Annotated in this window: 21 protein-coding genes; 9 read left to right on the forward strand and 12 right to left on the reverse strand. The window is 30.7% G+C overall.

What is annotated here, in order from left to right; genetic code table 11:
- Nucleotides 1-62: 62 nt before the first annotated feature.
- Both rpmA and rplU read right to left on the reverse strand, forming a co-directional pair.
- Nucleotides 63-323: a 50S ribosomal protein L27 gene (rpmA, locus tag ACEWL1_RS02345; RefSeq protein WP_409231675.1), complete on the reverse strand. Its 261-nt coding sequence runs from the start codon at nucleotides 321-323 to the stop codon at nucleotides 63-65.
- 26 nt (nucleotides 324-349) lie between these two features.
- Nucleotides 350-862, reverse strand: coding sequence for a 50S ribosomal protein L21 (gene rplU, locus ACEWL1_RS02350; RefSeq protein WP_347173311.1), 513 nt, complete (start codon nucleotides 860-862; stop codon nucleotides 350-352).
- A gap of 221 nt (nucleotides 863-1,083) precedes the next feature.
- Here rplU and ACEWL1_RS02355 point away from each other — a divergent pair, with 221 nt between their 5' ends.
- Nucleotides 1,084-2,409 carry a M16 family metallopeptidase gene (locus tag ACEWL1_RS02355; RefSeq protein WP_409231676.1) on the forward strand — a complete coding sequence of 442 codons (1,326 nt, stop codon included), beginning with the start codon at nucleotides 1,084-1,086 and terminating at the stop codon, nucleotides 2,407-2,409.
- Between the two features lie 18 nt (nucleotides 2,410-2,427).
- Nucleotides 2,428-4,470 carry an insulinase family protein gene (locus ACEWL1_RS02360; RefSeq protein ID WP_409231677.1) on the forward strand — a complete coding sequence of 681 codons (2,043 nt, stop codon included), beginning with the start codon at nucleotides 2,428-2,430 and terminating at the stop codon, nucleotides 4,468-4,470.
- A gap of 49 nt (nucleotides 4,471-4,519) precedes the next feature.
- Here the strand turns inward: ACEWL1_RS02360 and ACEWL1_RS02365 are convergent, their stop codons facing one another.
- Nucleotides 4,520-5,392, reverse strand: a complete 873-nt coding sequence (locus tag ACEWL1_RS02365; RefSeq protein ID WP_409231678.1) for a DMT family transporter — start codon at nucleotides 5,390-5,392, stop codon at nucleotides 4,520-4,522.
- 98 nt (nucleotides 5,393-5,490) lie between these two features.
- On the opposite strand from ACEWL1_RS02365, the gene ACEWL1_RS02370 reads away from it, so the two are divergent.
- Both ACEWL1_RS02370 and ACEWL1_RS02375 read left to right on the forward strand, forming a co-directional pair.
- Nucleotides 5,491-5,862, forward strand: coding sequence for a heavy-metal-associated domain-containing protein (locus tag ACEWL1_RS02370; protein WP_409231679.1), 372 nt, complete (start codon nucleotides 5,491-5,493; stop codon nucleotides 5,860-5,862).
- Nucleotides 5,863-5,867: 5 nt separating this feature from the next.
- Nucleotides 5,868-6,908 carry a COX15/CtaA family protein gene (locus tag ACEWL1_RS02375; RefSeq protein ID WP_409231680.1) on the forward strand — a complete coding sequence of 347 codons (1,041 nt, stop codon included), beginning with the start codon at nucleotides 5,868-5,870 and terminating at the stop codon, nucleotides 6,906-6,908.
- Nucleotides 6,909-6,938: 30 nt separating this feature from the next.
- On the opposite strand, the gene gldD is transcribed toward ACEWL1_RS02375, so the two are convergent.
- The 4 genes from gldD to mutY form a co-directional block, all read right to left on the reverse strand.
- Complete coding sequence (gldD, locus tag ACEWL1_RS02380; RefSeq protein WP_409231681.1) at nucleotides 6,939-7,508, reverse strand: gliding motility lipoprotein GldD; 570 nt, start codon at nucleotides 7,506-7,508, stop codon at nucleotides 6,939-6,941.
- The gene (gene gldE / locus ACEWL1_RS02385; RefSeq protein ID WP_409231682.1) at nucleotides 7,501-8,844 is read right to left on the reverse strand and encodes a gliding motility-associated protein GldE; all 1,344 of its coding nucleotides are present in this window, start codon (nucleotides 8,842-8,844) and stop codon (nucleotides 7,501-7,503) included. Before gldE ends, gldD begins: the two co-directional genes overlap by 8 nt.
- Nucleotides 8,845-8,862: 18 nt before the next feature.
- Nucleotides 8,863-9,282 carry a single-stranded DNA-binding protein gene (locus ACEWL1_RS02390; RefSeq protein ID WP_409231683.1) on the reverse strand — a complete coding sequence of 140 codons (420 nt, stop codon included), beginning with the start codon at nucleotides 9,280-9,282 and terminating at the stop codon, nucleotides 8,863-8,865.
- Nucleotides 9,283-9,357: 75 nt separating this feature from the next.
- Entirely contained in the window at nucleotides 9,358-10,404 is a 1,047-nt protein-coding gene (gene mutY, locus ACEWL1_RS02395) for an A/G-specific adenine glycosylase (protein WP_409231684.1), read from the reverse strand.
- Between the two features lie 129 nt (nucleotides 10,405-10,533).
- Between mutY and ACEWL1_RS02400 the strand changes: the two genes are divergently transcribed.
- Both ACEWL1_RS02400 and ACEWL1_RS02405 read left to right on the forward strand, forming a co-directional pair.
- Nucleotides 10,534-10,824: an HU family DNA-binding protein gene (locus ACEWL1_RS02400; RefSeq protein ID WP_409231685.1), complete on the forward strand. Its 291-nt coding sequence runs from the start codon at nucleotides 10,534-10,536 to the stop codon at nucleotides 10,822-10,824.
- Nucleotides 10,825-11,108: 284 nt separating this feature from the next.
- Entirely contained in the window at nucleotides 11,109-12,641 is a 1,533-nt protein-coding gene (locus tag ACEWL1_RS02405; protein ID WP_409231686.1) for an Rne/Rng family ribonuclease, read from the forward strand.
- A gap of 68 nt (nucleotides 12,642-12,709) precedes the next feature.
- Here ACEWL1_RS02405 and ACEWL1_RS02410 read toward each other — a convergent pair whose 3' ends face one another.
- Both ACEWL1_RS02410 and uvrC read right to left on the reverse strand, forming a co-directional pair.
- Nucleotides 12,710-14,890, reverse strand: coding sequence for a patatin-like phospholipase family protein (locus tag ACEWL1_RS02410; protein ID WP_409231687.1), 2,181 nt, complete (start codon nucleotides 14,888-14,890; stop codon nucleotides 12,710-12,712).
- Complete coding sequence (gene uvrC, locus ACEWL1_RS02415) at nucleotides 14,890-16,683, reverse strand: excinuclease ABC subunit UvrC (RefSeq protein ID WP_409231688.1); 1,794 nt, start codon at nucleotides 16,681-16,683, stop codon at nucleotides 14,890-14,892. The genes ACEWL1_RS02410 and uvrC overlap by 1 nt, the downstream gene beginning before the upstream one ends.
- A gap of 93 nt (nucleotides 16,684-16,776) precedes the next feature.
- On the opposite strand from uvrC, the gene ACEWL1_RS02420 reads away from it, so the two are divergent.
- From ACEWL1_RS02420 to ACEWL1_RS02430, 3 genes are all read left to right on the forward strand, one after another.
- Nucleotides 16,777-17,151 carry a hypothetical protein gene (locus tag ACEWL1_RS02420; RefSeq protein WP_409231689.1) on the forward strand — a complete coding sequence of 125 codons (375 nt, stop codon included), beginning with the start codon at nucleotides 16,777-16,779 and terminating at the stop codon, nucleotides 17,149-17,151.
- Between the two features lie 652 nt (nucleotides 17,152-17,803).
- Nucleotides 17,804-18,595: a sensor histidine kinase gene (locus tag ACEWL1_RS02425; protein WP_409231690.1), complete on the forward strand. Its 792-nt coding sequence runs from the start codon at nucleotides 17,804-17,806 to the stop codon at nucleotides 18,593-18,595.
- Between the two features lie 12 nt (nucleotides 18,596-18,607).
- The gene (locus ACEWL1_RS02430) at nucleotides 18,608-19,276 is read left to right on the forward strand and encodes a response regulator (RefSeq protein WP_409231691.1); all 669 of its coding nucleotides are present in this window, start codon (nucleotides 18,608-18,610) and stop codon (nucleotides 19,274-19,276) included.
- On the opposite strand, the gene ACEWL1_RS02435 is transcribed toward ACEWL1_RS02430, so the two are convergent.
- The 3 genes from ACEWL1_RS02435 to ileS are packed head-to-tail and all read right to left on the reverse strand — an operon-like array spanning nucleotide 19,271 to nucleotide 23,705.
- Nucleotides 19,271-19,861 (reverse strand): lipoprotein signal peptidase, encoded by a 591-nt coding sequence (locus ACEWL1_RS02435; protein ID WP_409231692.1) that lies wholly within the window; start codon nucleotides 19,859-19,861, stop codon nucleotides 19,271-19,273. The two genes, ACEWL1_RS02430 and ACEWL1_RS02435, sit on opposite strands and share 6 nt — an antisense overlap.
- 56 nt (nucleotides 19,862-19,917) lie before the next feature.
- Nucleotides 19,918-20,295 carry a TraR/DksA family transcriptional regulator gene (locus tag ACEWL1_RS02440; protein ID WP_409231693.1) on the reverse strand — a complete coding sequence of 126 codons (378 nt, stop codon included), beginning with the start codon at nucleotides 20,293-20,295 and terminating at the stop codon, nucleotides 19,918-19,920.
- A 5-nt stretch (nucleotides 20,296-20,300) separates the two neighbouring features.
- Nucleotides 20,301-23,705 (reverse strand): isoleucine--tRNA ligase, encoded by a 3,405-nt coding sequence (gene ileS, locus ACEWL1_RS02445; protein ID WP_409231694.1) that lies wholly within the window; start codon nucleotides 23,703-23,705, stop codon nucleotides 20,301-20,303.
- Nucleotides 23,706-23,780: the final 75 nt, after the last annotated feature.

Below are 23,780 nucleotides of genomic sequence, written 5' to 3' on the forward strand. Positions count from 1 at the left end.
TATTATACCAAAAAAAACTCCCAAACATGTGTTTGGGAGTTTATAATTTTATTTATGAAGTCTTAAACCTCGAATGGTTCAACAGAAACATAAGATCTGTTGTCTCTTTTCTTTTGAAATTGTACAACCCCATCCACTTTAGCATGTAAAGTATGGTCTTTTCCCATATATACATTTTCTCCTGGATAATGTGTTGTTCCTCTTTGACGGATGATGATATTCCCTGCAATTGCAGCTTGTCCTCCAAAAATTTTAACTCCTAAACGTTTCGATTCTGATTCTCTACCATTCTTCGAACTACCTACTCCTTTTTTATGTGCCATGATTGTATGGTTTTAAAATTGGTTATTTATTTAGTTAAAGCTTCAATTAATTCAGCTTTCTTTAAAGAAGTATATCCTTTAATTCCTGCTTCTTTAGCTGCTGCTTTTAATTCTGCTACTGTCATTGAACTATAATCAACAGTTGCTGCTGATTCTTTTACCTCAGCTTTTTTAGGAGCAGCTTCCTTTTTAGGAGCAGCTTCTTTTTTAGCTGTTTTTTTAGCACCAGATGCAGCGATAGATTCAATTTGAATCTCGCTTAAATACTGACGATGTCCATTTTTCTTTTTGTAACCTTTTCTTCTTTTCTTTTTGAAAACGATTACTTTATCACCTTTTAAGTGACCTAAGATTTTTGCCGTTACTGTGGCTCCTTCTATAGCTGGGGCGCCAATAGTTACATTTCCTTTATCTTCTACTAAAAGAACATTATCAAAAGAAACTTTTGATCCTTCCTCTCCCTGTAAACGATGAACGTAAACTTTTTGGTCTTTTGCTACTTTAAATTGCTGCCCTGCTATCTCTACGATTGCGTACATACTATTAGTTTTGCGTATTTATACTTAAATGAAACACCTTCTTAGTGAAAATGCGGGTGCAAATATACATTTTTATTTATAATATCACAAGGTGTGTTTAGATAGATTTTTAACCTAATTTTAAGCCTTTTAAAACAAAAAATTAAATTACTTTTAATGTAACACAGCTAGTCTTTATGCGTCAAACTATAATAACAGTTAAATCTATTAAAAATAACTCAATGAAAAAAAGTGTCTTAACTTTAACTTTGTTATTGCTTACTACAACAACAATTAAAGCCCAAAAGGTTGAATTTGAAGAATATACCTTAAAAAACGGACTGCATGTAATTTTACATCAAGATAACACAGCACCCGTAGTAACAATTGGAGTAATGTATCATGTTGGCGCAAAAGATGAAGAAAACGGAAAAACAGGAATGGCTCATTTCTTTGAGCATCTATTATTTGAAGGAACAAAAAATATTGGAAAAGGTGAGTTTTTTAAAATTGTTGCTGCAAACGGAGGAAGAAATAATGCAAATACAGATTGGGATAGAACCTACTATTTTGAAACCTTTCCTTCAAACAATTTAAAACTTGGTTTATGGTTAGAATCTGAAAGATTATTACACCCAGTAATTGATCAAAAAGGAGTTGATACTCAAAATGAAGTCATAAAAGAAGAAAAGAGAACAAGAATGGATAATGCTCCGTATGGTAAATTTATTTATGGAGATATTTACAATCATATTTTTGATAAACACAACTATGGTAGACCAATGATTGGCTACATCAAAGATTTAGATGCAGCCAAACTAGAAGATTTTAAAGATTTTTACAAAAAATGGTATATGCCAAATAATGCGGTTTTAGTTGTTGCTGGTGATTTTAAAACTTCAGAAACAAAAGAATTAATTAAAGCATATTTTGAGCCTATTCCTAAGAGAGCAAAACCTGTTAGAGAAAAGATTGTTGAAGCAGGAAGAACAACTGAAAAACATGTTAAAGAATACGATTCTAACATTCAATTACCCGCTTTAATTCTTGCTCATAAAACTCCGTCTATGAGCGAAAGAGACGCAAAAGTATTGGACGTAATTTCTACAATTCTAAGTGCTGGTAAAAGTTCTAGATTGTATAAAAAAATGGTGGATACTAATAAAGAAGCGCTTCAAGTAGCTTCATTTGCTAGACCCCTAGAAGATTATAGTGTTTATAGCATTCTTGCTATTCCGGTTGGAAAAACTTCTTTAAATACACTTCAGAAAAGTATGGATGAGGAAATTTTAAAACTACAAACCGAGTTAATTTCTGATGAAGATTTACAAAAAGTAAGAAATATTTTCGAAAATAGTTTTGTAAATGCAAATTCGAGCATAGAAGGAATTGCAAGCACACTAGCTAGAAATTATATGTTAGTTGGCGACACAAATTACATCAATAAAGAATTAAGTATTATTAACTCAATTACTAAAGAAGATGTTAGAAGAGTTGCTAAAAAATACTTAGACAAAAACAAGCGAGTTGTTATAGAATACTTACCAGAATCTCAAAAGAAAAACTAACTCAGAAAAAAACTTATCATGAAAAAACATATATTTTCTATACTAGCTGTTTTCTTATTATCACATACAGCAACAGCGCAAATAGACAGAACAAAACAACCAAAACCAGGACCAGCGCCAACAATTAACTTAGGAACTCCAAGTACGTTTATACTTGAAAATGGTTTAAAAGTTATGGTCGTAGAAAATCATAAATTACCTAGAATATCTGCAACATTATTAATAGACAATCCACCTAAATTATTTGGAAATAAAAAAGGAGTTGATGGTTTAATGGGCGGACTTTTAGGAACAGGAAGTACTACAATTGAAAAAAGTGAATTTGACAAAGAAGTAGATTATTTAGGGGCAAATATTTCATTTAATAGTGGCGGTGGTAGCGCAAGTTCTTTAACTAAATATTTTCCAAGAGTTTTAGAATTAATGACCGATGCTGCTTTTAATCCAGTGTTTTCGCAAGAAGAATTTGATAAATTAGTAAAACAAAATTTAACTGGAATTAAGAATTCTGAAAAAAATGTAGCAGGAATCGCAAGAAGAGTTCAAACTGCTTTAAGTTATGGCAAAAATCATCCTTTTGGAGAATTTACAACCGAAGAAACTTTAAACAATATTACGCTACAAGATGTAAAAGAGGTATATGCTACTTATTACAAACCAAACAATGCATATTTAGTCATTATTGGTGATGTTGATTTTAAATCCATAAAAAAACAAGTAACAAAATTATTTAGTGTTTGGCAAAAAGGAGAAATTCCTGTGAGTACACTTCCAGAAGTTAAAAACGTAGACTATTCTCAAATCAATTTTATTGATATGCCTAACGCTGTACAATCAGAAGTATCAGTAATAAACACCATAAAACTAACATTAAAAGACAAAGATTATTTTAGTGTGTTATTAGCAAATTATATTATTGGTGGTGGTGCTAGCTCTCGTTTAAACAGTAACATTAGAGAAGATAAAGGCTATACGTATGGTGCAGGTTCTGCTATTGGTACAAGCAAATATGTTTCAAGGTTTAGAACTTCTGCATCTGTAAGAAATATGGTTACAGATAGCACTGTTGTTGAAATGATGAGAGAAATAAATACCATTAGATTTCAACCCGTAACCGAAGAAGAATTAGAAACTGCAAAAGCTAGTTATACTGGTAGTTTTGTTAGAGCATTAGAAAGTCCTTTTACAATTGCTAATTATGCTTTAAATATTGAACGCTTAGGTTTAGATAAAGATTTTTATACAAATTATTTAAAAAACTTAAATGCCGTAACCGTAGAAGATGTGCAAAATGCTGCTTATAAATATTTTAAAGGAAATAAAGCAAGAATCGTTGTAACAGGTAAAGGTGTAGATGTTTTAAAAAACTTAGAAAAGTTAAATTATCCAATTAGTTATTTTGATAAAAATGCCAATCCTACTACAAAACCAAAAATGGATATGCCCATTCCTGCAGGAATGACTGCAGCAAACGTCGTTGATAAATATTTTACAGCTATTGGTGGTTTTGATAGAACAAAAACAGTAAAAACAATTCTAACAAGTTCTAATGCAACTGTGCAAGGAATGGCAATTAATTTAACCACAAAAATGGCAGCGCCAAATAAAGTTTCTGCTATTGTTTCTGGAATGGGTCAGACATTTTCCAAACAAGTTTTTGACGGAAAAAAAGGGTACGCAGAACAACAAGGAAGAAGAGTTGATTTAAATGCTGAGCAAATTGCTGAAGCAAAAACAAACACTCTTTTTAAAGATGAAGCTTATAAAAACGGAAAACTAGATAGAATTGCAAACCTAGACGGAGTAAACGTATTTGTAATTATTTCTGGCAAAACAGAAGTGTTTTATGATGTAGAAACGGGTTTAAAACTTAAAGAAGTTGTTACCAATGAAGTAAACGGAAAAGAAACAAAAACACCAACATTATTTTCTGATTACAAAGAAGTAAACGGAATTAAGTTTCCGCATAAAACTTCAATGTCTATGGGACCAATGAAGTTAGAGTTTGTAGTTGCTGAAATTAAAATTAACGAAGGAATTTCTGACGCTGATTTTAAATAAAATAAAAAAACAACGTTTTAAAAATCCATAGTTTCTGCTATGGATTTTTTTATTTCTTCTTATTAACCAAATACACCCCAAACAAAATAATTGAAGCTGCCAGTAACTGGATTAAACTTAATTTTTCTCCATCTAAAATTCCCCAAAAAACGGCAACAATCGGGATTAAATAGGTAACCGAAGATGCAAAAATTGGTGTTGCTAAATGCACCATTTTATTATATAAAACCTTTGCCAATCCTGTTCCTACAATGGCCAAAACAGTTGTGTATCCTAAAGAGCTAATGTTAGTTTCATCCATTTCAAAAGTCGCAAAGAAATCAGTCGATAATAAAACTAATAACGACGGAATAATCAACAGTAAAAAATTACCTGAAACAATACTTAATGCGCTAATATCATGTAAATATTTTTTTACAATATTTACATTAAACGCATACCCAATTGAAGCAATAATTATTAAAATAGAAAACCAATAATTCTGATTTGGATTTAAATCTGCGCCTTTTAAAATAAGGATTATTGTTCCAATCAATCCGATAAAAATTCCGATTAATTGTTGTTTCTTAAACGTAAATCCGAATGCCAAAGCACCAAAAATAAAGGTATTAAAAGGTGTTAAAGAGTTTAAGATTGAAGCAATAGAACTGTCTAATCCGTTAACCGCATATGCAAACAAAAACACAGGAATAAAGGTTCCTAAAATGGCGGTATACACAATATATTTCCAATGTTTTCTTTGGATTTTTTTAATACTTTTAAAACCAATCAGCAATAAAAAAACACTAGCAATTAAAATTCTTAAAGCCCCTAACTGAATTGGCGTTAACCCAATTAAAGCCTTTTTCATTAGTATAAAAGAACTTCCCCAAACTAATGCCAAAATACTTAAATAAATCCATTTTTGATTCTTAGAATCCATTTATCAACCTTTTATCTTTCACAAAAATCGTTTAATTCTACTGATATGAAACAATTAATTGATAAATTTGTAACATTATCAAATAACTTAAATTTATAATGAAACTTCAACGAATTATATCAGTAGTATTAATAGCTGTTTTTACTCTTGCAGCTTGCAACACAGAAACCAAAAAAACACCTGAAATAACGATTGCAAAATTACCTAAGTTACAAAAAGTAGCGATTGATATTTCTGGAATGACTTGCGAAATTGGTTGCGCAAAAACCATACAATCTAAATTGTCTAAAAAAGCAGGAATTACCTCTGCAAAAGTAATCTTCAAAGATAGTTTAGGGCTAGTAGAATACGATGCAAATACTATTTCTGTTGAAGATATAAATAGTTTTATAAACGGAATTGCAGGTGGAGATTTGTACACGGTAAAAAGTTCTAAACAAGTTGCCAGTTTTAATGAAGTTGAAAAATAAGTAGCGTGAAAAAAAGATTTCCTTTATTTGTAAAACTTTCTTTAGTCTCCGTCTACGTTATTTTCTTAGCTGGTTCTGTTGTTAGAATGACCGGTTCTGGAATGGGGTGTCCAGATTGGCCAAAATGTTTTGGATACTACATTCCGCCAACATCCGAAGAACAAATTACTTGGCAACCAAATACAAATTACAAAAAAGGAATAATCATCATTAAAGACGAAACACTCTATGTTGCTCAAAAAGATGTAAAAACCTACCTAACTTTTACCACAAATAACTGGGAAAAATACACAAAACACGAGTATGCAACTTTTAATAAATTTCATACTTGGACAGAATACATCAACCGACTATCTTCTGCTGTTGCAGGAATTTTCTTCTTATTTTTAATCGTTTCTGCCTTTAAATATTGGAAAGAAAATAAAGAAATCACCATCTTGGCATGGTTGGCTTTTTTCTTAATGTTGGTAGAAGCTTGGATGGGAAAACTAGTTGTAGATTCTAATTTAAAACCAACACTTATTACCATTCATATGGTTGGTGGTTTAATTATTATTGCACTATTATTACGATTGCTATCTATTACCTCTGACACCACTCTTGATTCATCACAAAGTAAAAAAACTCACAAACACCATTCTATATTTAGTAAATTATTAATTATTTCTGCTATTTTTAGTTTGATACAAATTGCCGTAGGAACACAAGTTCGTCAGTTTATAGATGAACAAGTAAAGCTCTTTGGTTTCGAAAATAAAAATTATAGTTTGCTAAACCCTAGTTTTAAATTTTACTTTCACAGATCTTTTACCATTGCAATTGTATTAGTAAATCTTGGTTTATTTTATCTAAATCAGATGAAAAATCTAGGCTATAAATTGGTGAATTGGATAGTGTTTTTAATCTTTTTAGAAACCATTACAGGCATGTTAATGTATTATGCAGAATTTCCGATAGGAACCCAAGCAACACATTTATTAGCCGGAGCAGTTTTATTTGGGCTGCAATTTTATTTGTGGCTGCAAAGCAGAAAAGTCAAGACTTAATTCTTTTCCGTTAGTGTTTTTAAAATTGTTTTACTCGTATTTCGATCTATTCTGCCACTCAAGTGTTTCTATTAAACGCATAATGTCTTTTTTAATATAATCTACCGCTGGTAAAATAGAATCATAATTTGGTTTTGCATAAAAATACAAAGCTCCTTTTATAAAATTAGCGGTACTATCTGTTATATGAAACTGGATTTGTGAAGCAGCGTTCCCAGAGATTTCTTGCATACTACTAAAAACTCGGCGATCAAAATTTTCGAAATTTGTAGTACTAATTTCTTCAGCTTTAACCGCGTGTTTATACACCAATTTTTCTGATTCTGTTAGCAGCTCTCTTAAATTATTTTTAACTGGTCTGTACGTAATGTCTATAGATGCTTTTAACTTCGGATACTTTATTTGTCTCCAAAAATTTGGTTGTTCAAGTATTTCTGCATTAGAGGAAAGCTCAAAACTATACGGTTTTGCAACCACAACTTTTTTATAGGTTACTGTTGGATATTGCAAACTTAAATAGGCTTTTGGCTTTGGTAAAACATCTTCTTTACAGGAAGAAAAAAGAATCACTATTAAAAAAAGGATATAAAAATTACGCATGTAATCTGGTTACTTTAATTTGTTTAATTCGCCTTTTATCAAGCGCTTCAACAGTAAACGAAAAATTATGGAAGTTTATTTTTTCTCCTTTTCTTGGAAATTTTCCAGAGATTTCTAAAATAAATCCTGCTAAGGTTTCAGATTCGCCTTTTTCTTCTTCAAAGATAGATTCATCATCAATATCTACTACTTTACAAAAATCTTTAATGGTTGTTTTTCCATCAAACACATAATTGTTAGCGTCTAATTTAGAATAGGCTAAATCTTCTTCATCAAACTCATCATTAATATCTCCAACAATTTCTTCAATAACATCTTCTAAAGTTACGATTCCACTTGTTCCTCCATATTCATCAACCACAATTGCTAAATGATTTTTCTTGTCCTGAAACTCACTTAATAGATCATCTAACTTTTTGTTTTCTGGAACAAAAAATGGGTCGCGCAATAAATCTTGCCATTTAAACTTGGTTTTGTCTAAATGCGCTAATAAATCTTTAGCATATAAAACGCCAATAATATTGTCTATAGATTCATGATAAACAGGATTTCTAGAATACCCTCTTTTTACTATTTTATCTAGAATATCACTATATTCTTCTTCATCAGAAATAGCAAAAATATCTATTCTAGGTTTCATTATTTGAACCGTTTCTGTATTTCCGAAAGTTACAATTCCTTGTAAAATTTTCTTTTCTTCTTTTGTAGTGGTTTCGTCTGATGTAAGCTCTAATGCTTGTGATAATTTTTCTACAGAAAAGTCAGAATTTCTACCACCTAAACGCTTTTCTACAATGCCTGTTAACCGAATTAATGGCAAACTAAAAACAGTCAATACTGTACTTAAAACATGTACTGGTTTTGCCATAATATTAGAAAACTTTAATGAGTTTCTAGAGGCGTACACTTTTGGTAAAACTTCTCCAAACAATAAGATTAAGAAAGTAACTAAAACTACTTCTATGGTAAACTTTACGATGTAACTAGAAATAGAAATAATTCCCCAATTAATAGAAAAATCTTTATCTCCTAAAATCATTTCGCTTAAACCAGCAAATAATAATACAATAAGAATGTTGATAAAGTTGTTGGTAATTAAAATAGTTGCGAGTAATTTTTTTGGCTTTTCGAGCAATTTCACTACTAAACTACTTCCTTTCGTTTGTTCTGTTTGGTCGTCTAATTGTGTTTGTGAAAGTGAAAAAAATGCAATTTCTGATCCAGAAATTAACGCAGAACAAAGCAATAAAAAGAGTAGCACAATACTATTAATTGCGATGATAAAATCGAGTTTTAATGCTAAAAATAAAAATATACTTGCGGGTTCTGGATCCAAGTTTTAAAGGTTTAGTTACTAAAATGGTAAATCGTCGTTTTCTTCAACATGAGTATTTGCTTCTGGCTTTTTCTCTGCTGTAGCTTCTTGCTTTACCGTTTCTTTTTTAGTGGTTAAAAAAGTCATCTCTGTAACATGAACTTCGGTAGCATATCTTTTTTGGCCATCTTGTTCCCATTGACGGTTTTTAAGTCTTCCTTCACAATAAATTTTATCTCCTTTAGATAAATATTTTTCGCAAATTTCTGCCAATTTATTTCTAACCACAATATTATGCCAATCTGTATTGGTTACTTTTTCGCCAGTTTGCTTATTTGTGTAAGTTTCGTTTGTTGCAACAGGAAAGCGTCCAATAGAATTTCCGCCTTCAAAATAATGCATTTTAACTTCGTCTCCTAAATGCCCAATAAGCATTACTTTATTTAATGTTCCAGCCATGTTTATACTGTTTTTACTTTTTTTGTCAATTCAATAAATTGGACGAATTAACAAACTAATTTATAGTCAAATGTACTAAAAATATCCGTTTATAGGATTGAAGTTTTCTAAAAAATTAGCGATTAGGATTGGTACAGGATATTTTTTTATTGTTTTCCAATCTACCTGATTATCATGTAGTTTATCTTTTTTAACAACCCAAAACTTCGTGTATAAATGTTGATGAGAGAGTTTATGAACTATTTCTTTTTTATTAAACAATACAACACCTTCAATAGGTATCTCTTTTGTTTCAAGTTCTAAGCACAATTCTTTTATTGAAATGCTTTTTTCTGATTCAATTAAAGGAAACTGAAACAAACCTTGCCAAATTCCTTTTCCTTTTCTTTCAGACAACATGGTTTTGTGATCATTCGAAATAAAAACCAAATAATTAAAATATCTTTTTCTGACTTTTATTTTCTTCTCCTTAACTGGTAGTTCTTTAATGGTTTTGGTTTCTAAAGCAACACAACTATCATTTAACGGACAGGTTTCGCAGAGCGGATTTTGAGGTTTGCAATGCAACGCGCCAAAATCCATAATTGCTTGGTTGTGTGTTCCTGGTTGTTTTGGGTCAATTAATGTTTGCGCTAATTCTTTAAATTCTTTAATTCCTGCGGATGAATTAATTGGTATTTTAATACCAAAATATCGAGCCAAAACTCTGTATACGTTTCCATCTACAACAGCTTGTGATTCATCAAAACAAATGGACGAAATTGCAGAAGCTGTATAATCTCCAACGCCTTTTAATTTTTTTATTTCTTCGTAGGTTGATGGAAATTCGCCATTTAATTCGTTCGCAATATATTTTGCGGAATAATGTAAGTTCCTGGCTCTAGAATAATATCCCAAACCTTGCCAAAGCTTTAAAACTTTAGATTCGCTTGCATTTGCCAAATCAAAAACCGTAGGAAACTCTTTTGTAAACGTATGATAATAAGACAAACCTTGGTTAACTCGGGTTTGTTGTAGCATTATTTCTGATAGCCAAATAAAATATGGATTTTTGATTTTTCGCCAAGGCAAATCTCTATCATTTTGTAAATACCAGTAAATTAATTGGTTAGAAAATTTCATTTTATAAATTGCTATGGCAAAATTACATCATAATATTCACATAAATTTAATGGATTAAGTTTTTGGAATAGATTAATTATCATATATTTGCAGGCTTAAAATTAAAAACAAACATACAAATATATTAACATGACGAAAGCAGATATCGTATCAAAAATTTCGGATAAATCTGGAATTGAAAAGGCAGATGTTTTAGCAACAGTTGAAGCATTTATGACAGAGGTTAAAGGCGCATTAGAGCAAGGAGATAATGTATATTTAAGAGGTTTTGGAAGCTTTATTATTAAAACTAGAGCTGAAAAAACAGGTAGAAATATTTCTAAAAACACAACAATTAAGATTCCTGCACACAATATTCCTGCATTTAAGCCAGCGAAAACATTTACTGAAAGAGTAAAAAAGAACGTATTAGTAAAATAATAAAAGTATTAATCTAACCCTTTTTTGGGGCTTAACAAAACAATCTAATTATGCCAAGTGGTAAAAAAAGAAAGAGAGCAAAAATCTCTACACACAAACGTAAGAAAAGAGCAAGAGCAAACAGACATAAGAAAAAGTAAGCATCGCTTACTTTTTCTGCATTTGCATTAAAAGCTTAACAACGTTCATTGACAAGAAGTTTAAACACTTCATACAGGCAAAAACCCTGTAACATTATTTTAATCCATCTACACAATTAAGTGTAGTATAAAACCAAATTCAGAATGAAAACAGAATTAATTATTCGTTCAAGTTCATCTGATATTGATTTTGCCTTACTAAGAGATGGTAAACTTATAGAATTAAATAAAGAGACAAACGATAACAAGTTTTCTGTAGGCGATATTTTTATTGCTAAAATCGGAAAAGTTTTATCAGGCTTAAATGCTGCTTTTGTAAATGTTGGTTATCCTAAAGATGGCTTTTTACATTATCATGATTTAGGTGCACAAGTAAACTCATTATCAAAATTCCTTAAGAAAGTAAGCACAGGTAATTATAAAGAATACACTTTAAAAAATTTCGACTTTGAGAAAGATATACACAAAGACGGAAGCATTAACGACGTCCTTAAAACAGGACAAAACACATTAGTACAAATTGTAAAAGAACCTATTTCTACCAAAGGACCAAGAATTAGTTCTGAGCTATCTATAGCTGGTAGATTTTTAGTTTTAGTTCCTTTTTCTAATAGAGTTTCTGTATCACAAAAAATTGCAGATCCAAAAGAAAAAGAACGTTTAAAAAGATTGGCCCAAAGCATAAAACCAAAAGGTTTTGGTGTAATTCTAAGAACTGTTGCTCAAGATAAAAAAGTAGCAGAGTTAGATCGGGATTTACAAAACTCTTTAGATCGTTGGAAAGGCATGTGTAAAAGCATTGCAAACACAAACACTCCAACAAAAATATTGAGTGAATTAAACAGAGCATCATCTATATTAAGAGATGTAATGAATGATTCTTTTACAAACATTGTTACAAATGACGAGACTTTAGTTGTAGAAATTAAAGATTATTTACAAGAAATTTATCCTGAAAAGGTAAATATTGTGAACCTACACAAATCAAAAACTCCAATATTTGAGAAGTATGGTATTGAACGCCAAATAAAAACTTCTTTTGGTAAAACAGTATCTATGAGTAAAGGTGCATATTTGGTAATTGAACATACCGAAGCACTGCACGTTATAGATGTAAATAGCGGAAACAGATCTAATAAAGCAAATTCTCAAGAAGATACTGCTTTAGAAGTAAACATGATTGCTGCAAAAGAAATTGCAAGACAATTACAGTTACGTGATATGGGTGGAATTATTGTGGTTGATTTTATTGATATGCAAAGTGCAGAAAATAGACAAAAACTCTATCAATATATGAAAGATGAAATGTCTTATGATAGAACAAAACACAAAATTTTACCACCAAGTAAATTTGGTTTAGTGCAAATCACTCGTCAAAGAGTAAGACCAGAGTTAGAAATTAAAACAAGAGAACCAAATCCTAATGTAAATGGAGAAGTGGAAGCTCCAATTGTTTTAATTGATAAAATCGAAATTGAGTTAGAAAGAATTATATCTAGCGGAAAAAACTACAAAAAGATTACGCTTAATGCGCATCCGTTTGTAGCCGCGTACCTTACAAAAGGTGTTTCTTCTATCCGATTTAAATGGTTTATTAAATACAAAAAGTGGATTGATATATTACCTAGAGATGCTTACCAATACTTGCAATATAAATTTTATAAAAAAAGCAAGTAAGGCATTACTTTTATCAAAATAAAAAACCGCATCGTTTTAAAACGATGCGGTTTTTTTGTTGTTATTCTTTAGAACCAAAATCCTAAATTAAAATACCAGTAATATTTTTTTGTGTCTGGAGACCAAGAGTATTTTAAGTCGATTGGACCAATAATAGAATTGATACTATATCCAAAAGCATACCCAGATTTTGTATCATTAAATAAATCACCCCCTTTTAAAACACTATTATCTACTCTTGCATAATTTGCTAAAAAATGAATAAATTGTTTGTCTGTTACACCAAATCTTACATTAAAAGTAGATTTTAAAAATGATTGTTCTGACAATGCATTGATATCATATCCATAAAAAGGAATAAAATTATTGATGAAATTTTGGTTATATCCACCTAATAAAAAATCGAAGGTTTTTGAAGTTACATCGCCAAGAGTAAATCCTGCTTCAGATTCGAATAGAAACGTAAAGTTCTTTTTAAAGCTTTTTGCAAAACCTATTTTCCCTTTTACTTGAGAAAATTGAATAAAATCTTTATTGTAATCTGTAGAAGTCATATACCATTTAAATCTTGCATCTAATAAAAATCCTCTTTTAGGATAATACTTGTCATCATAAGTATCTAACTTTAAAAACGAATAAAGGTTCAAGTAATCGCTGTCATCAAAAACAAAAGGTTCGTTTGTACTTGTAGAAATTGTTTTTGTTTGAGAAAGTAATTTTTGATGTTCTAACCCCAACCCTATTGCAAATTTTCTTTCAAAAGTTGTTTGAATATACGCTCTGTTTGTAAAATCTCTGTATTGCAAATTAATTAAATTGATGCCTGGAACATTCGATTTAATAGTGGTTTGAAAACTATTATATCTAGAACTAAACCCATAACTATAATAAAATCCATTATCTACAAAATATTGCAAATCATACCTTGGCTTGTCTCCAACAACAAAATCTAAGGAAACAGCATCGTTTTTTGATAAAATGTTTTTTTTGTTTACATTAATTAAAACTCCAGATTTGTATACTAAATCGTAATGCACACCTAATCTTAAACTTGCACTTAGCTTCTTTTCTATAATGTTTAATTGTACTATTTGTCCATCCGAAGTATTTTTTACACTAAAGTTAATCATCTTAAAATTATCTGTAGCAGACAAGTTACTCACTTTAGTCGCTAACTCTTTATAGTTGATTTTATCTCCTTCTTGAAGTTTTAATTTACCAAGAACATACGCTCTAGTATGATTTTTATTTCCATTAATTTCTATTTTATGAACAATAAATTTAGAGTCTTTATGAACCAAATTTATTGGTTTTCTTTTTACCAATTGAAGCTTAGCAATGCTATCAAACGTTTTAGAAAAATTTTTGGCAATTTTAGTTCCTTTTGCTAAAATTTCCTTTGATTTATCAAAAGAAACAACACTGTATTCAAAAATATCTGGATGAATATAAACATCTGTAATTGCAATTTTTTCTGGATTTTTTTTATACATCTGATAGCTAGAAATTTGATTTAAAACATCTAACGCAGATTTAATATTTTCTTTATGAAACAACTTTGATTGCACATCAACACCAATGATAATATCAACGCCTGTTTTTTTCATTTCATCAACAGGAAAATTATTAGCAATTCCACCATCAATCAATAATTTATTATTAATTTCTATTGGGTTTAACAATGTAGGAAACGAGCCACTTGCTCTTAATGCCAAAGGCAAAGAGCCACTGGTAAGTTTTACTTGATCTCCGGTTTCTACGTCTGTAGCAATGCAAAAAAACGGAATTGGTAATTTAGAAAAATCTGTAATAGAATCTACGGGTGACAATAACTGTGTTAAAAAACTCAATACATTTTGGCCTTTAGAGACTCCTTGTGGCAAGCCAATTTTACCTTTATTTATAGGTAAAACTAACGAATATTTTTCTCCATGTTCTTTTTCAAAAAAAGGTTTGGATTTTCGAGTATTCAAATCTCGTAATAAATTATAAAAATCGGTTTCAATAACAATTTTTTCTATTTGACTAGCGCTATAACCTGCAGCGTACAGACCACCAACAATAGCACCCATACTTGTACCGCCAATATAATCTATTTGAATTCCTGCTTTTTCTATTTCTTTTAAAACTCCAACATGTGCAAATCCTTTTGCGCCTCCACCACTTAAAACCAAACCAATTTTTGGTTGCTTTTTTTGTGAAAAAACAAGCATTGATGTCATTAGAAATATAAAAAATAACTTTTTCATTATGATTTATTATTGAAATATTCAACTATAATTTTAGCTCTTGAGCTTCCAACTTCCAATTCTAACTCTTCTAAAGTTGCACTTTTTACTCTTTTTGCCGACTTAAATTTACGTAATAATCTTGTAATTGTTTGCTTACCAATACTAGGTATTTGCTCTAATTCTGATTGAATTGCGCTTTTGCTTCTCTTATTTCTATGAAGTGTTATTCCAAATCGATGTGCTTCGTTTCTTAAAAACTGAATTATTTTTAAACTCTCCGATTTTTTATCTAAATACAACGGAACAGAATCTCCTGGGTAATAAATTTCTTCCAATCTTTTTGCAATACCAATAATGGCAATTTTCCCTCTTAATCCTAAAACATCTAAGCTTTTTAATGCAGATGATAACTGTCCTTTTCCTCCATCAATAATAATGAGTTGGGGCAACGATTCATTCTCTGCTAATAGCCGTTTATAGCGTCTAAAAACTACTTCTTCCATCGATGCAAAATCATCTGGACCAACCACGGTTTTAATATTGTAATGTCTGTATTCTTTTTTACTTGGTTTTCCATTTCTAAAAACTACACAAGCAGCAACAGGATGCGTTCCCTGTATATTAGAATTATCGAAACACTCAATATGTCTTGGTGCTGCTTTTAAGCGTAAATCTGTTTTCATTTGAGACATAATTCGGTTTGCATGCCGGTCTGGATCTACAATTTTTAGTTGCTTAAATCGATCTTGTCTAAAATAGCGCGCATTTCTTATCGACAGTTCTACAATTCTTTTTTTATCGCCAGTTTTTGGAATGGTTACTTTTATATCGTCACCAACATCAACAGCAAACGGAACGTAAATTTCTTTAGATTGCGAATGAAATCGTTGACGGATTTCTATAATTGACAATTCTAACAAAGTCTTGTCTGTTTCGTCAAGTTTTTTCTTAATTTCTGATGTATGAGATTGAATGATGGAGCCGTTTGCTATCTTAAAAAAGTTAACATACCCGAAGCTTTCATCAGAAATAACAGAAAACACATCTACATTATTTATAGTCGGATTTACAACGGTAGATTTTGCTTGGTAATTTGATAATTGTTCTAATTTTACTTTTATTTTCTGCGCTTCCTCAAACTCCATTTTAGCAGCGAAATCTTGCATCAACTCAGAAAATTTCTCTAAAGATTCTTTGAAGTTTCCTTTTATAATATTTCTGATAGCAGAAATATCTAACTGGTAATTTTCTTCTGACTGTAAATCTTCACAAGGCGCTTTGCAGTTTCCTAAGTGGTATTCTAAACAAACTTTATATTTTTTTGCAGCAATTTTTTCTTTGCTTAAATCGTACTTGCAAGTTCTTAATGTGTACAATTCTTTTATTAAATCTAATAGTGCTTTTACTGTTCTAACGGATGTGTATGGACCAAAATATTCTGATCCATCTTTAACAACATTTCGAGTTAAAAAAATTCTTGGAAAACGTTCTTTTTTGATACAAATCCACGGATAGGTTTTATCATCCTTTAGCATCACATTGTACTTTGGTTGATACTTTTTTATCAGGTTATTTTCTAATAACAATGCATCTGTTTCTGTATCTACAACAATGTGTTTAATGCTTGCAATTTTCTTTACTAAAACTCTGGTTTTACCATTTTCGTGGTTTTTGGTAAAGTAAGAAGCAACTCTTTTTTTTAAGTTTTTTGCTTTACCAACATAAATAATAACATCGTTTATATCAAAATATTGATATACACCTGGAGAGTTTGGTAACGACTTTATTTGAATTTCAATGGCATTAGACATACTACGAAAATACCATTTTTACTGCTGCTTTTTAAAACTATCTTTAAAATAATTACTACATTTATGGTTATTATTAACCCAAGACTTATTATCATGAAAAAAAAGAACACAATCACTTTAAAAACAGCAATGACATGGGCAAAAAATTGGAGAAATTTAGAGTCTACATACAATAAATATAACGAGTGTAGAGCTTTTAATATTCCTAAAATTGATTTACAAGAAGTCTTAGCTGAAGACGGAGTTAAGAGTGTTAGAGCGTATTTAGGTGTTAAAGAAACTGTGAATCCAAAAACAAAGGAAATCACTTACGAAGAAAAATTAATGATTGTTGGTGTTGATAAAAATAATAAAGATATGATTTCGACTGTAAATCCAAGTAAATTAGGTGATGGTGATGATGATATTTATGATATGACTCAACCTTGTCCAGATTATTGCGACCCAGATAGTCCTTTAAATGGATAATTTATTTTAATGAGTATACAAATTACAATAGTTTATATTGGCTATTTTTTATTGGCATTAAATACAGTCTTATTTTTAAGGAATTACCGATTAAGGTCAACACCTATAAAAATTTTTACACTATATCTAATTGGCAGTTTAATTCTTCAATTATATTCAAGTTATCTTAGTCATTATAGCATAAATAATCTTTTTTTATCCCATTATTTTTTTATTGGGAAGTTTGTTTTGTTAAGTTTCTTTTTTAGAGAAATTTTAAAGAAAAGAATTCTTAAAAAAATAATTTCAATCGTTATACTAATTGTATTAGTAGCGCTTAGCATCTATTATATTGTAGATCCTACAAGCTATGATAAATTTAATATTTTTGAAATTGTTTCAACATCAATCCCATTAATTATCTTTTGTTTTTTATTTTTTATTCAAAAAATTGAAGGTTCAGACAGTAGATTTATTTTTATTGTTTCTGGGATGTTTTTATATTTTTTGTGTAGTCTTTTACTCTTTACAGCTGGAAATATTAAAGGCTCGACAAAGATGTTAATTTGGAATACAAATGCAGTTTTATACATATTATATCAATTATTGATTTTTGTAGACTGGTATAAACATTTTAGAACAAAAGCTGCTTTAACCTAAAAGATTTAAAAAAATGGAGGAATTGTTTTCTCAAGAGAATCAAATAATTACCATTGTTCTTATTGGTGTATTATTACTTTTATTAATGGCGGTTGCGCTATTTTTCTTTTTCTTTATTTCACGTAAAAAAATTGTTGAAAAAGAACTTGAAAAAAAGTCTGCAGAAATCAAACACCAAAAAGAGTTAATTCATGCAACAATTCTTACTCAAGAAAATGAACGAAAACGTATCGCTCAAGATTTACACGACGATATTAGCTCTAAATTAAATGTAATTCATCTTAATTCTAATTTACTTTTAGATGGCGGTTTATCAGTAAAAGAATATTCAGAAGTTGTTAAAAGCAACATAAATATAACCAACAGAACTTTACAAAGTGCTCGTAAAATTGCACATGATTTATTACCGCCTATTCTTGATAAATTTGGGTTGCAATCTGCTATTGAAGAATTGGCAGACGATTATAATACAAGTAAAAAAGTAGTGGTTAGCTATCAATTAAAATACCAAAAAGATTATCTAAACAAAACCAAAGAATTACATCTTTTTAGAATCTTACAAGAACTGATTAACAACTCTATTAGACACGGTAAAGCAAAAAACATTAATTTAGTGCTTGAAACAAGTAATTCAAAATTATATTTAAACTACTCTGATGATGGTGTTGGTTTTGACACAAAAAAGTCTCAGCTTAAAAAAGGTTTAGGTCTAAAAAACATAGAAAGTAGAGTTGAATTATTAAATGGAATATTAAAAATTAGCAGTGAAAATAAAAGTGGCGCAACATTTATAATACATATTTAATCCCCTAAGATTATGAAAATAAAGATCGCCTTAGCAGATGATGAACAACTTTTTAGAGAAGGAATTTCATTTCTCTTGCAAAGAGAAAAGAATTTTGAGGTTCTTTTTGAAGCAAAAAATGGTCAAGAATTAATAGACGCTCTTGATGTTAAAAATATACCTGATGTTATTTTAATGGATCTAAAAATGCCTATTCTAAATGGTATAGAAACCACAAAAATCATCCATAAAAAGTATCCATCAATAAAAATTATTGCACTTACCAGTTACGATGGTAACTCTTTTATTACAAATATGATTGATGTTGGAGCATCGTCCTATTTATTAAAAAACACAAGTCCTAAAGTGGTAGTTCACACCATAAATCAAGTGTTTGAAAAAGGCTTTTATTATGATGAAAAAGTACTAAAAACAATACAAGGAACGATACATTCTTCAAGTGGTAAAAAGATAAAAAGCGATTTAGATAAAAAGCTACTTTCAAAGCGAGAGCGTCAAATTTTAGAATTAATCTGCGCACAATTTACTACTGCTGAAATTGCAAAAAAATTATTTATAAGTAAAAGAACTGTAGAAGGGCATCGAAATAATTTATTGCAAAAAACAGCCTCTAAAAATGTTGCTGGTTTGGTTATTTACGGAATTCAAAAAAGATTAATAGAACTGGCAATAGAATTATAGTACCGGCTTTTTCTCTTTTTCTTCAGGTGGAAAAGCTTGTTTATTAAAAATGAATAATAAGATTACACCAATTGTGATAAAAGAATCTGCACCATTAAAAATAGCGTTGAAAAAAGTGAACTTCTCACCTACGTAAATTGGAAAATATAACATATCAACTACTCTTCCATGAAATAATTCTCCGTACGGATTTTCTGCAAAAAGTGTTGCCGTTCCATGAGCAGGAGCATCAAATATTACTCCATAAAAAACAGAATCTATAATATTACCAAATGCACCAGAAAGCACTAAAGCAATTGCTAAAACAACAACAGTTGGCGCGTTTCTTTTAATGGTATTTCGCAACCAATAAATAATTCCAACTACAGCAACTACTCTAAATAACGTTAAAAACAATTTACCTGCTTTTCCGCCAAATTCAAATCCCCAGGCCATTCCGTTATTTTCGGTAAAATGAATTCTAAACCAATCGAAAACACGAACACTTTCTTGAATTTCAAAATTTGTTTTGATATAAATTTTACTTACTTGATCTATAAGTAATGCTAAAAAAACGGTAGTAATTGCGATGGCTTTTTTGGACATGGATACTCTATATATTAGACTTAAAAAAAGCTTCCAATATTTGGAAGCTTTTTTAGTTATTGTTTTCTTTTAGCTTCGATGCTAAGTGTAGCATGCGGGACTAACTTTAAGCGTTCTTTCTGAATTAACTTACCGGTTACTCTACAAACTCCGTATGTTTTATTTTCTATGCGTTGTAGTGCGTTGTTTAAATCTCTTATAAATTTTTCTTGACGAATTGCCAGCTGTACATTCGCTTCTTTAGACATGGTGTCTGAGCCTTCATCAAAAGATTTAAATGACGGAGACGTATCATTTGTCCCGTTGTCTGCATTGTTTTTGTACGAGCTTTCTAATAAAGCTAAATCTTCTTTTGCTCTTGCAATTTTCTTTTCAATAATTTCCCTAAACTCTTGTAAGTCATCATCTGAATATCTAACGATGTTATTTGACATAACTCTTACATTTTATTAATTAATATTCTACTTTTGATGTTGTCGAATTCAACTTCTAGTCCATCGTTTAATGAATCCACAAAAACCATCTCTTGGGTTAATGTTTCACTCATAATATACGCTTTATTTTCTAGTACTGATTCTTGTAAATTTTGATAATTTAACACGGTAAGTTGTATCTTATCTGTAACTTCAAAACCTGAATCTTTACGTAAATTCTGAATTCTATTGACCAATTCTCTGGCAATTCCTTCTTTGCGTAAATCCTCAGAAATAGTTACATCTAAAGCAACGGTTAATCCGTGTGCATTTGCAACTAACCAACCTTCAATATCTTTAGATGAAATTTCTACATCTGAGATTTCCAAATGTATCAATTTTTCGTCAATTTTGATAGAAAGTTCACCATCTTTTTCGATGTTGATAATATCTTCTTGACTAAAGTTTTGAATTGCGTTAGAAATCGATTTCATATCGCGTCCAAATTTCGGCCCTAATGTTTTAAAGTTTGGCTTAATTTGCTTCACCAAAATACCTGAAGCATCGTCTAACAACTCAATTTCTTTTACGTTTACTTCGTGTTTTATCAAATCAGAAACGGCTAAAATCTCTTCTTTCTGTTGTGCATCCAAAACCGGAATCATAATTTTTTGTAGTGGTTGACGCACTTTTATTTTTTCTTTTGCTCTTAATGATAATACTAAAGACGAAATTGTTTGCGCATTTTCCATTTTTCGTTCTAGAGAAGCATCAATAAATGATGCGTCATATGTTGGAAATTCTGCTAAATGTACCGATTCGAAATGCTCTTTTTGAGTTGTATGTGTTAAATCTGTGTACAATCTATCCATAAAAAATGGCGCAACTGGAGCACTTAATTTTGCGACAGTTAACATACACGTGTATAATGTTTGATATGCGGAAATTTTATCTTGTTCATAGTCGCCTTTCCAAAAACGTCTTCTACACAATCTTACGTACCAATTACTTAAATACTCTTGCACAAAATCAGAAATTGCTCTGGTTGCTTTTGTTGGTTCGTACTCTGCATAAAATGCATCTACTCTTTTTGTAAGTGAATGTAATTCTGATAAAATCCAACGATCAATTTCTGGTCGTTCATTTAACGGAACATCTGCTTCTGCATAGGTGAAATTATCAATATTTGCATACAACGTAAAAAACGAATACGTGTTGTATAACGTTCCGAAGAATTTACGACGCACCTCAGCAATTCCTTCTAAATCAAATTTTAAATTATCCCACGGATTTGCATTGCTAATCATATACCAACGCGTTGCGTCTGCTCCGTAAGTTTTCAACGTTTCAAATGGATCTGTTGCATTTCCTAAACGTTTCGACATTTTTTGTCCGTTTTTATCCAAAACCAAACCGTTTGAAACTACATTTTTATAAGCAACAGAATCAAAAACCATCGTTCCGATTGCATGTAATGTGTAAAACCAACCTCTTGTTTGATCTACTCCTTCTGCAATAAAATCTGCTGGATAAAACTCTTTATTGTCAATTAATTCTTTGTTTTCAAACGGATAATGCCATTGTGCATACGGCATAGATCCTGAATCGAACCAAACATCAATTAAATCACTTTCACGTTTCATTGGTTTTCCTGATGCAGAAACTAAGGTGATTTTATCAACTACATTTTTATGTAAATCGATTTTATCATAGTTTTCTTCAGACATATTTCCAACTTCAAACTCAGCAAAAATATCCTCAGACATCATACCTGCTTGAACAGATTTTGCCATCTCCGATTTTAATTCTTCAACAGAGCCAATGATAATTTCTTCTTTACCATCTTCTGTTCTCCAAATTGGCAACGGAATTCCCCAAAAACGAGAACGAGATAAATTCCAATCATTCGCATTCTTTAACCAATTTCCAAAACGACCTGTTCCTGTTGATTCTGGTTTCCAATTGATCGTTTCGTTCAATTCGTGCATTCTGTCTTTTACGTCAGTTACTTTAATGAACCAAGAATCTAACGGATAATATAAAATTGGCTTGTCGGTTCTCCAACAATTTGGATAACTATGCACATATTTTTCAACCTTAAAGGCTTTGTTTTCTTCTTTTAATTTAATGGCAAGCTCAACATCTATTGATCTTTCTGGCGCTTCGCCATCATTGTAATATTCATTTTTTACATATTTACCAGCAAACTCACCCAATTCTGGTCTAAATTTTCCTTGCAAATCTACTAACGGAACTGGATTTCCATTATCGTCTAAAACTAATAAAGGCGGAATTTCTGGTGTTGCTTGTTTAGCAACCATGGCATCATCTGCTCCAAAAGTTGGTGCTGTATGTACAATTCCTGTTCCGTCTTCTGTGGTAACAAAATCTCCAGAAATTACTCTAAAAGCGTTTTCTGGATTTTCGTATGGCAACGCATATTTTAATAGTTGCTCGTATTTAATTCCGACTAAATCTTTTCCTTTGAATTCGTTTAAAACTAAATATGGAATTTTCTTATCACCTTCTTTATAATTGTTTAACTCTTCAACACTTTCAGCAGCTTTAAATTTTCCGCTAAATTGTTTTCCTACTAAATTTTTTGCCAACACCACTTTTGTAGGCTCAAATGTATATTGATTAAAAGTATCAACTAACACATAATCAATCTTTGATCCAACTGTTAAAGCTGTATTACTCGGCAAGGTCCAAGGAGTTGTTGTCCAAGCTAAAAAGTGTACATCGCCATCAACTTGTAAAAATGCTGGCAATGTGTTTTTTATCGTTTTAAATTGCGCTACAACTGTTGTATCTGTAACATCTTGATAGGTTCCGGGTTGATTTAATTCGTGAGAACTTAATCCTGTTCCTGCTTTTGGAGAATACGGCTGAATTGTATAGCCTTTGTACATCAATTTTTTGCTGTAAATTTGCTTTAACAACCACCAAACAGATTCCATGTATTTTGATTTATAGGTTATATATGGATCTTCCATATCTACCCAATAACCAACCTTTTTGGTCATGTCATTCCAAATATCCGTATAACGCATTACTGCTTTTTTACACGCTTCGTTGTATTCTTCAACAGTAATTTTGGTTCCAATATCTTCTTTGGTAATTCCCAATTCTTTTTCTACGCCTAATTCTACTGGTAAACCGTGCGTATCCCAACCAGCTTTACGTTTAACTTGAAAACCTTTCATGGTTTTATAACGCGGAAAAATATCTTTAATAGCTCTTGCTAAAACGTGGTGTACACCAGGCAAACCGTTTGCAGAAGGTGGCCCTTCAAAAAACACAAATGGTTCATTTCCTTCACGTGAAGTGATACTCTTTTCGAAAATGTTATTTTCTTCCCAAGATTGTAAGATTTCGTCTGCAACTTTTGGTAAGTCAAGTCCTTTATATTCAGCAAATTTTGCGCTCATTATTTTGTGCTCTTTATTGGAAGTGCGAAATTAAGGATTTTCCTCTAATTTTTAATAGTTGAAAAGACTAAAAGT

The sequence above is a fragment of the Polaribacter gochangensis genome, assembly GCF_046224025.1.
Lineage (GTDB): Bacteria > Bacteroidota > Bacteroidia > Flavobacteriales > Flavobacteriaceae > Polaribacter > Polaribacter gochangensis.

Bases quoted from the DNA above. Each gene is read 5' to 3' on its own strand.
- rpmA (WP_409231675.1), bottom strand. From the start codon at position 323: ATGGCACATAAAAAAGGAGTAGGTAGTTCGAAGAATGGTAGAGAATCA.
- rplU (WP_347173311.1), bottom strand. From the start codon at position 862: ATGTACGCAATCGTAGAGATAGCAGGGCAGCAATTTAAAGTAGCAAAA.
- ACEWL1_RS02355 (WP_409231676.1), top strand. From the start codon at position 1,084: ATGAAAAAAAGTGTCTTAACTTTAACTTTGTTATTGCTTACTACAACA.
- ACEWL1_RS02360 (WP_409231677.1), top strand. From the start codon at position 2,428: ATGAAAAAACATATATTTTCTATACTAGCTGTTTTCTTATTATCACAT.
- ACEWL1_RS02365 (WP_409231678.1), bottom strand. From the start codon at position 5,392: ATGGATTCTAAGAATCAAAAATGGATTTATTTAAGTATTTTGGCATTA.
- ACEWL1_RS02370 (WP_409231679.1), top strand. From the start codon at position 5,491: ATGAAACTTCAACGAATTATATCAGTAGTATTAATAGCTGTTTTTACT.
- gldD (WP_409231681.1), bottom strand. From the start codon at position 7,508: ATGCGTAATTTTTATATCCTTTTTTTAATAGTGATTCTTTTTTCTTCC.
- ACEWL1_RS02390 (WP_409231683.1), bottom strand. From the start codon at position 9,282: ATGGCTGGAACATTAAATAAAGTAATGCTTATTGGGCATTTAGGAGAC.
- mutY (WP_409231684.1), bottom strand. From the start codon at position 10,404: ATGAAATTTTCTAACCAATTAATTTACTGGTATTTACAAAATGATAGA.
- ACEWL1_RS02400 (WP_409231685.1), top strand. From the start codon at position 10,534: ATGACGAAAGCAGATATCGTATCAAAAATTTCGGATAAATCTGGAATT.
- ACEWL1_RS02405 (WP_409231686.1), top strand. From the start codon at position 11,109: ATGAAAACAGAATTAATTATTCGTTCAAGTTCATCTGATATTGATTTT.
- ACEWL1_RS02410 (WP_409231687.1), bottom strand. From the start codon at position 14,890: ATGAAAAAGTTATTTTTTATATTTCTAATGACATCAATGCTTGTTTTT.
- uvrC (WP_409231688.1), bottom strand. From the start codon at position 16,683: ATGTCTAATGCCATTGAAATTCAAATAAAGTCGTTACCAAACTCTCCA.
- ACEWL1_RS02420 (WP_409231689.1), top strand. From the start codon at position 16,777: ATGAAAAAAAAGAACACAATCACTTTAAAAACAGCAATGACATGGGCA.
- ACEWL1_RS02425 (WP_409231690.1), top strand. From the start codon at position 17,804: ATGGAGGAATTGTTTTCTCAAGAGAATCAAATAATTACCATTGTTCTT.
- ACEWL1_RS02430 (WP_409231691.1), top strand. From the start codon at position 18,608: ATGAAAATAAAGATCGCCTTAGCAGATGATGAACAACTTTTTAGAGAA.
- ACEWL1_RS02435 (WP_409231692.1), bottom strand. From the start codon at position 19,861: ATGTCCAAAAAAGCCATCGCAATTACTACCGTTTTTTTAGCATTACTT.
- ACEWL1_RS02440 (WP_409231693.1), bottom strand. From the start codon at position 20,295: ATGTCAAATAACATCGTTAGATATTCAGATGATGACTTACAAGAGTTT.
- ileS (WP_409231694.1), bottom strand. From the start codon at position 23,705: ATGAGCGCAAAATTTGCTGAATATAAAGGACTTGACTTACCAAAAGTT.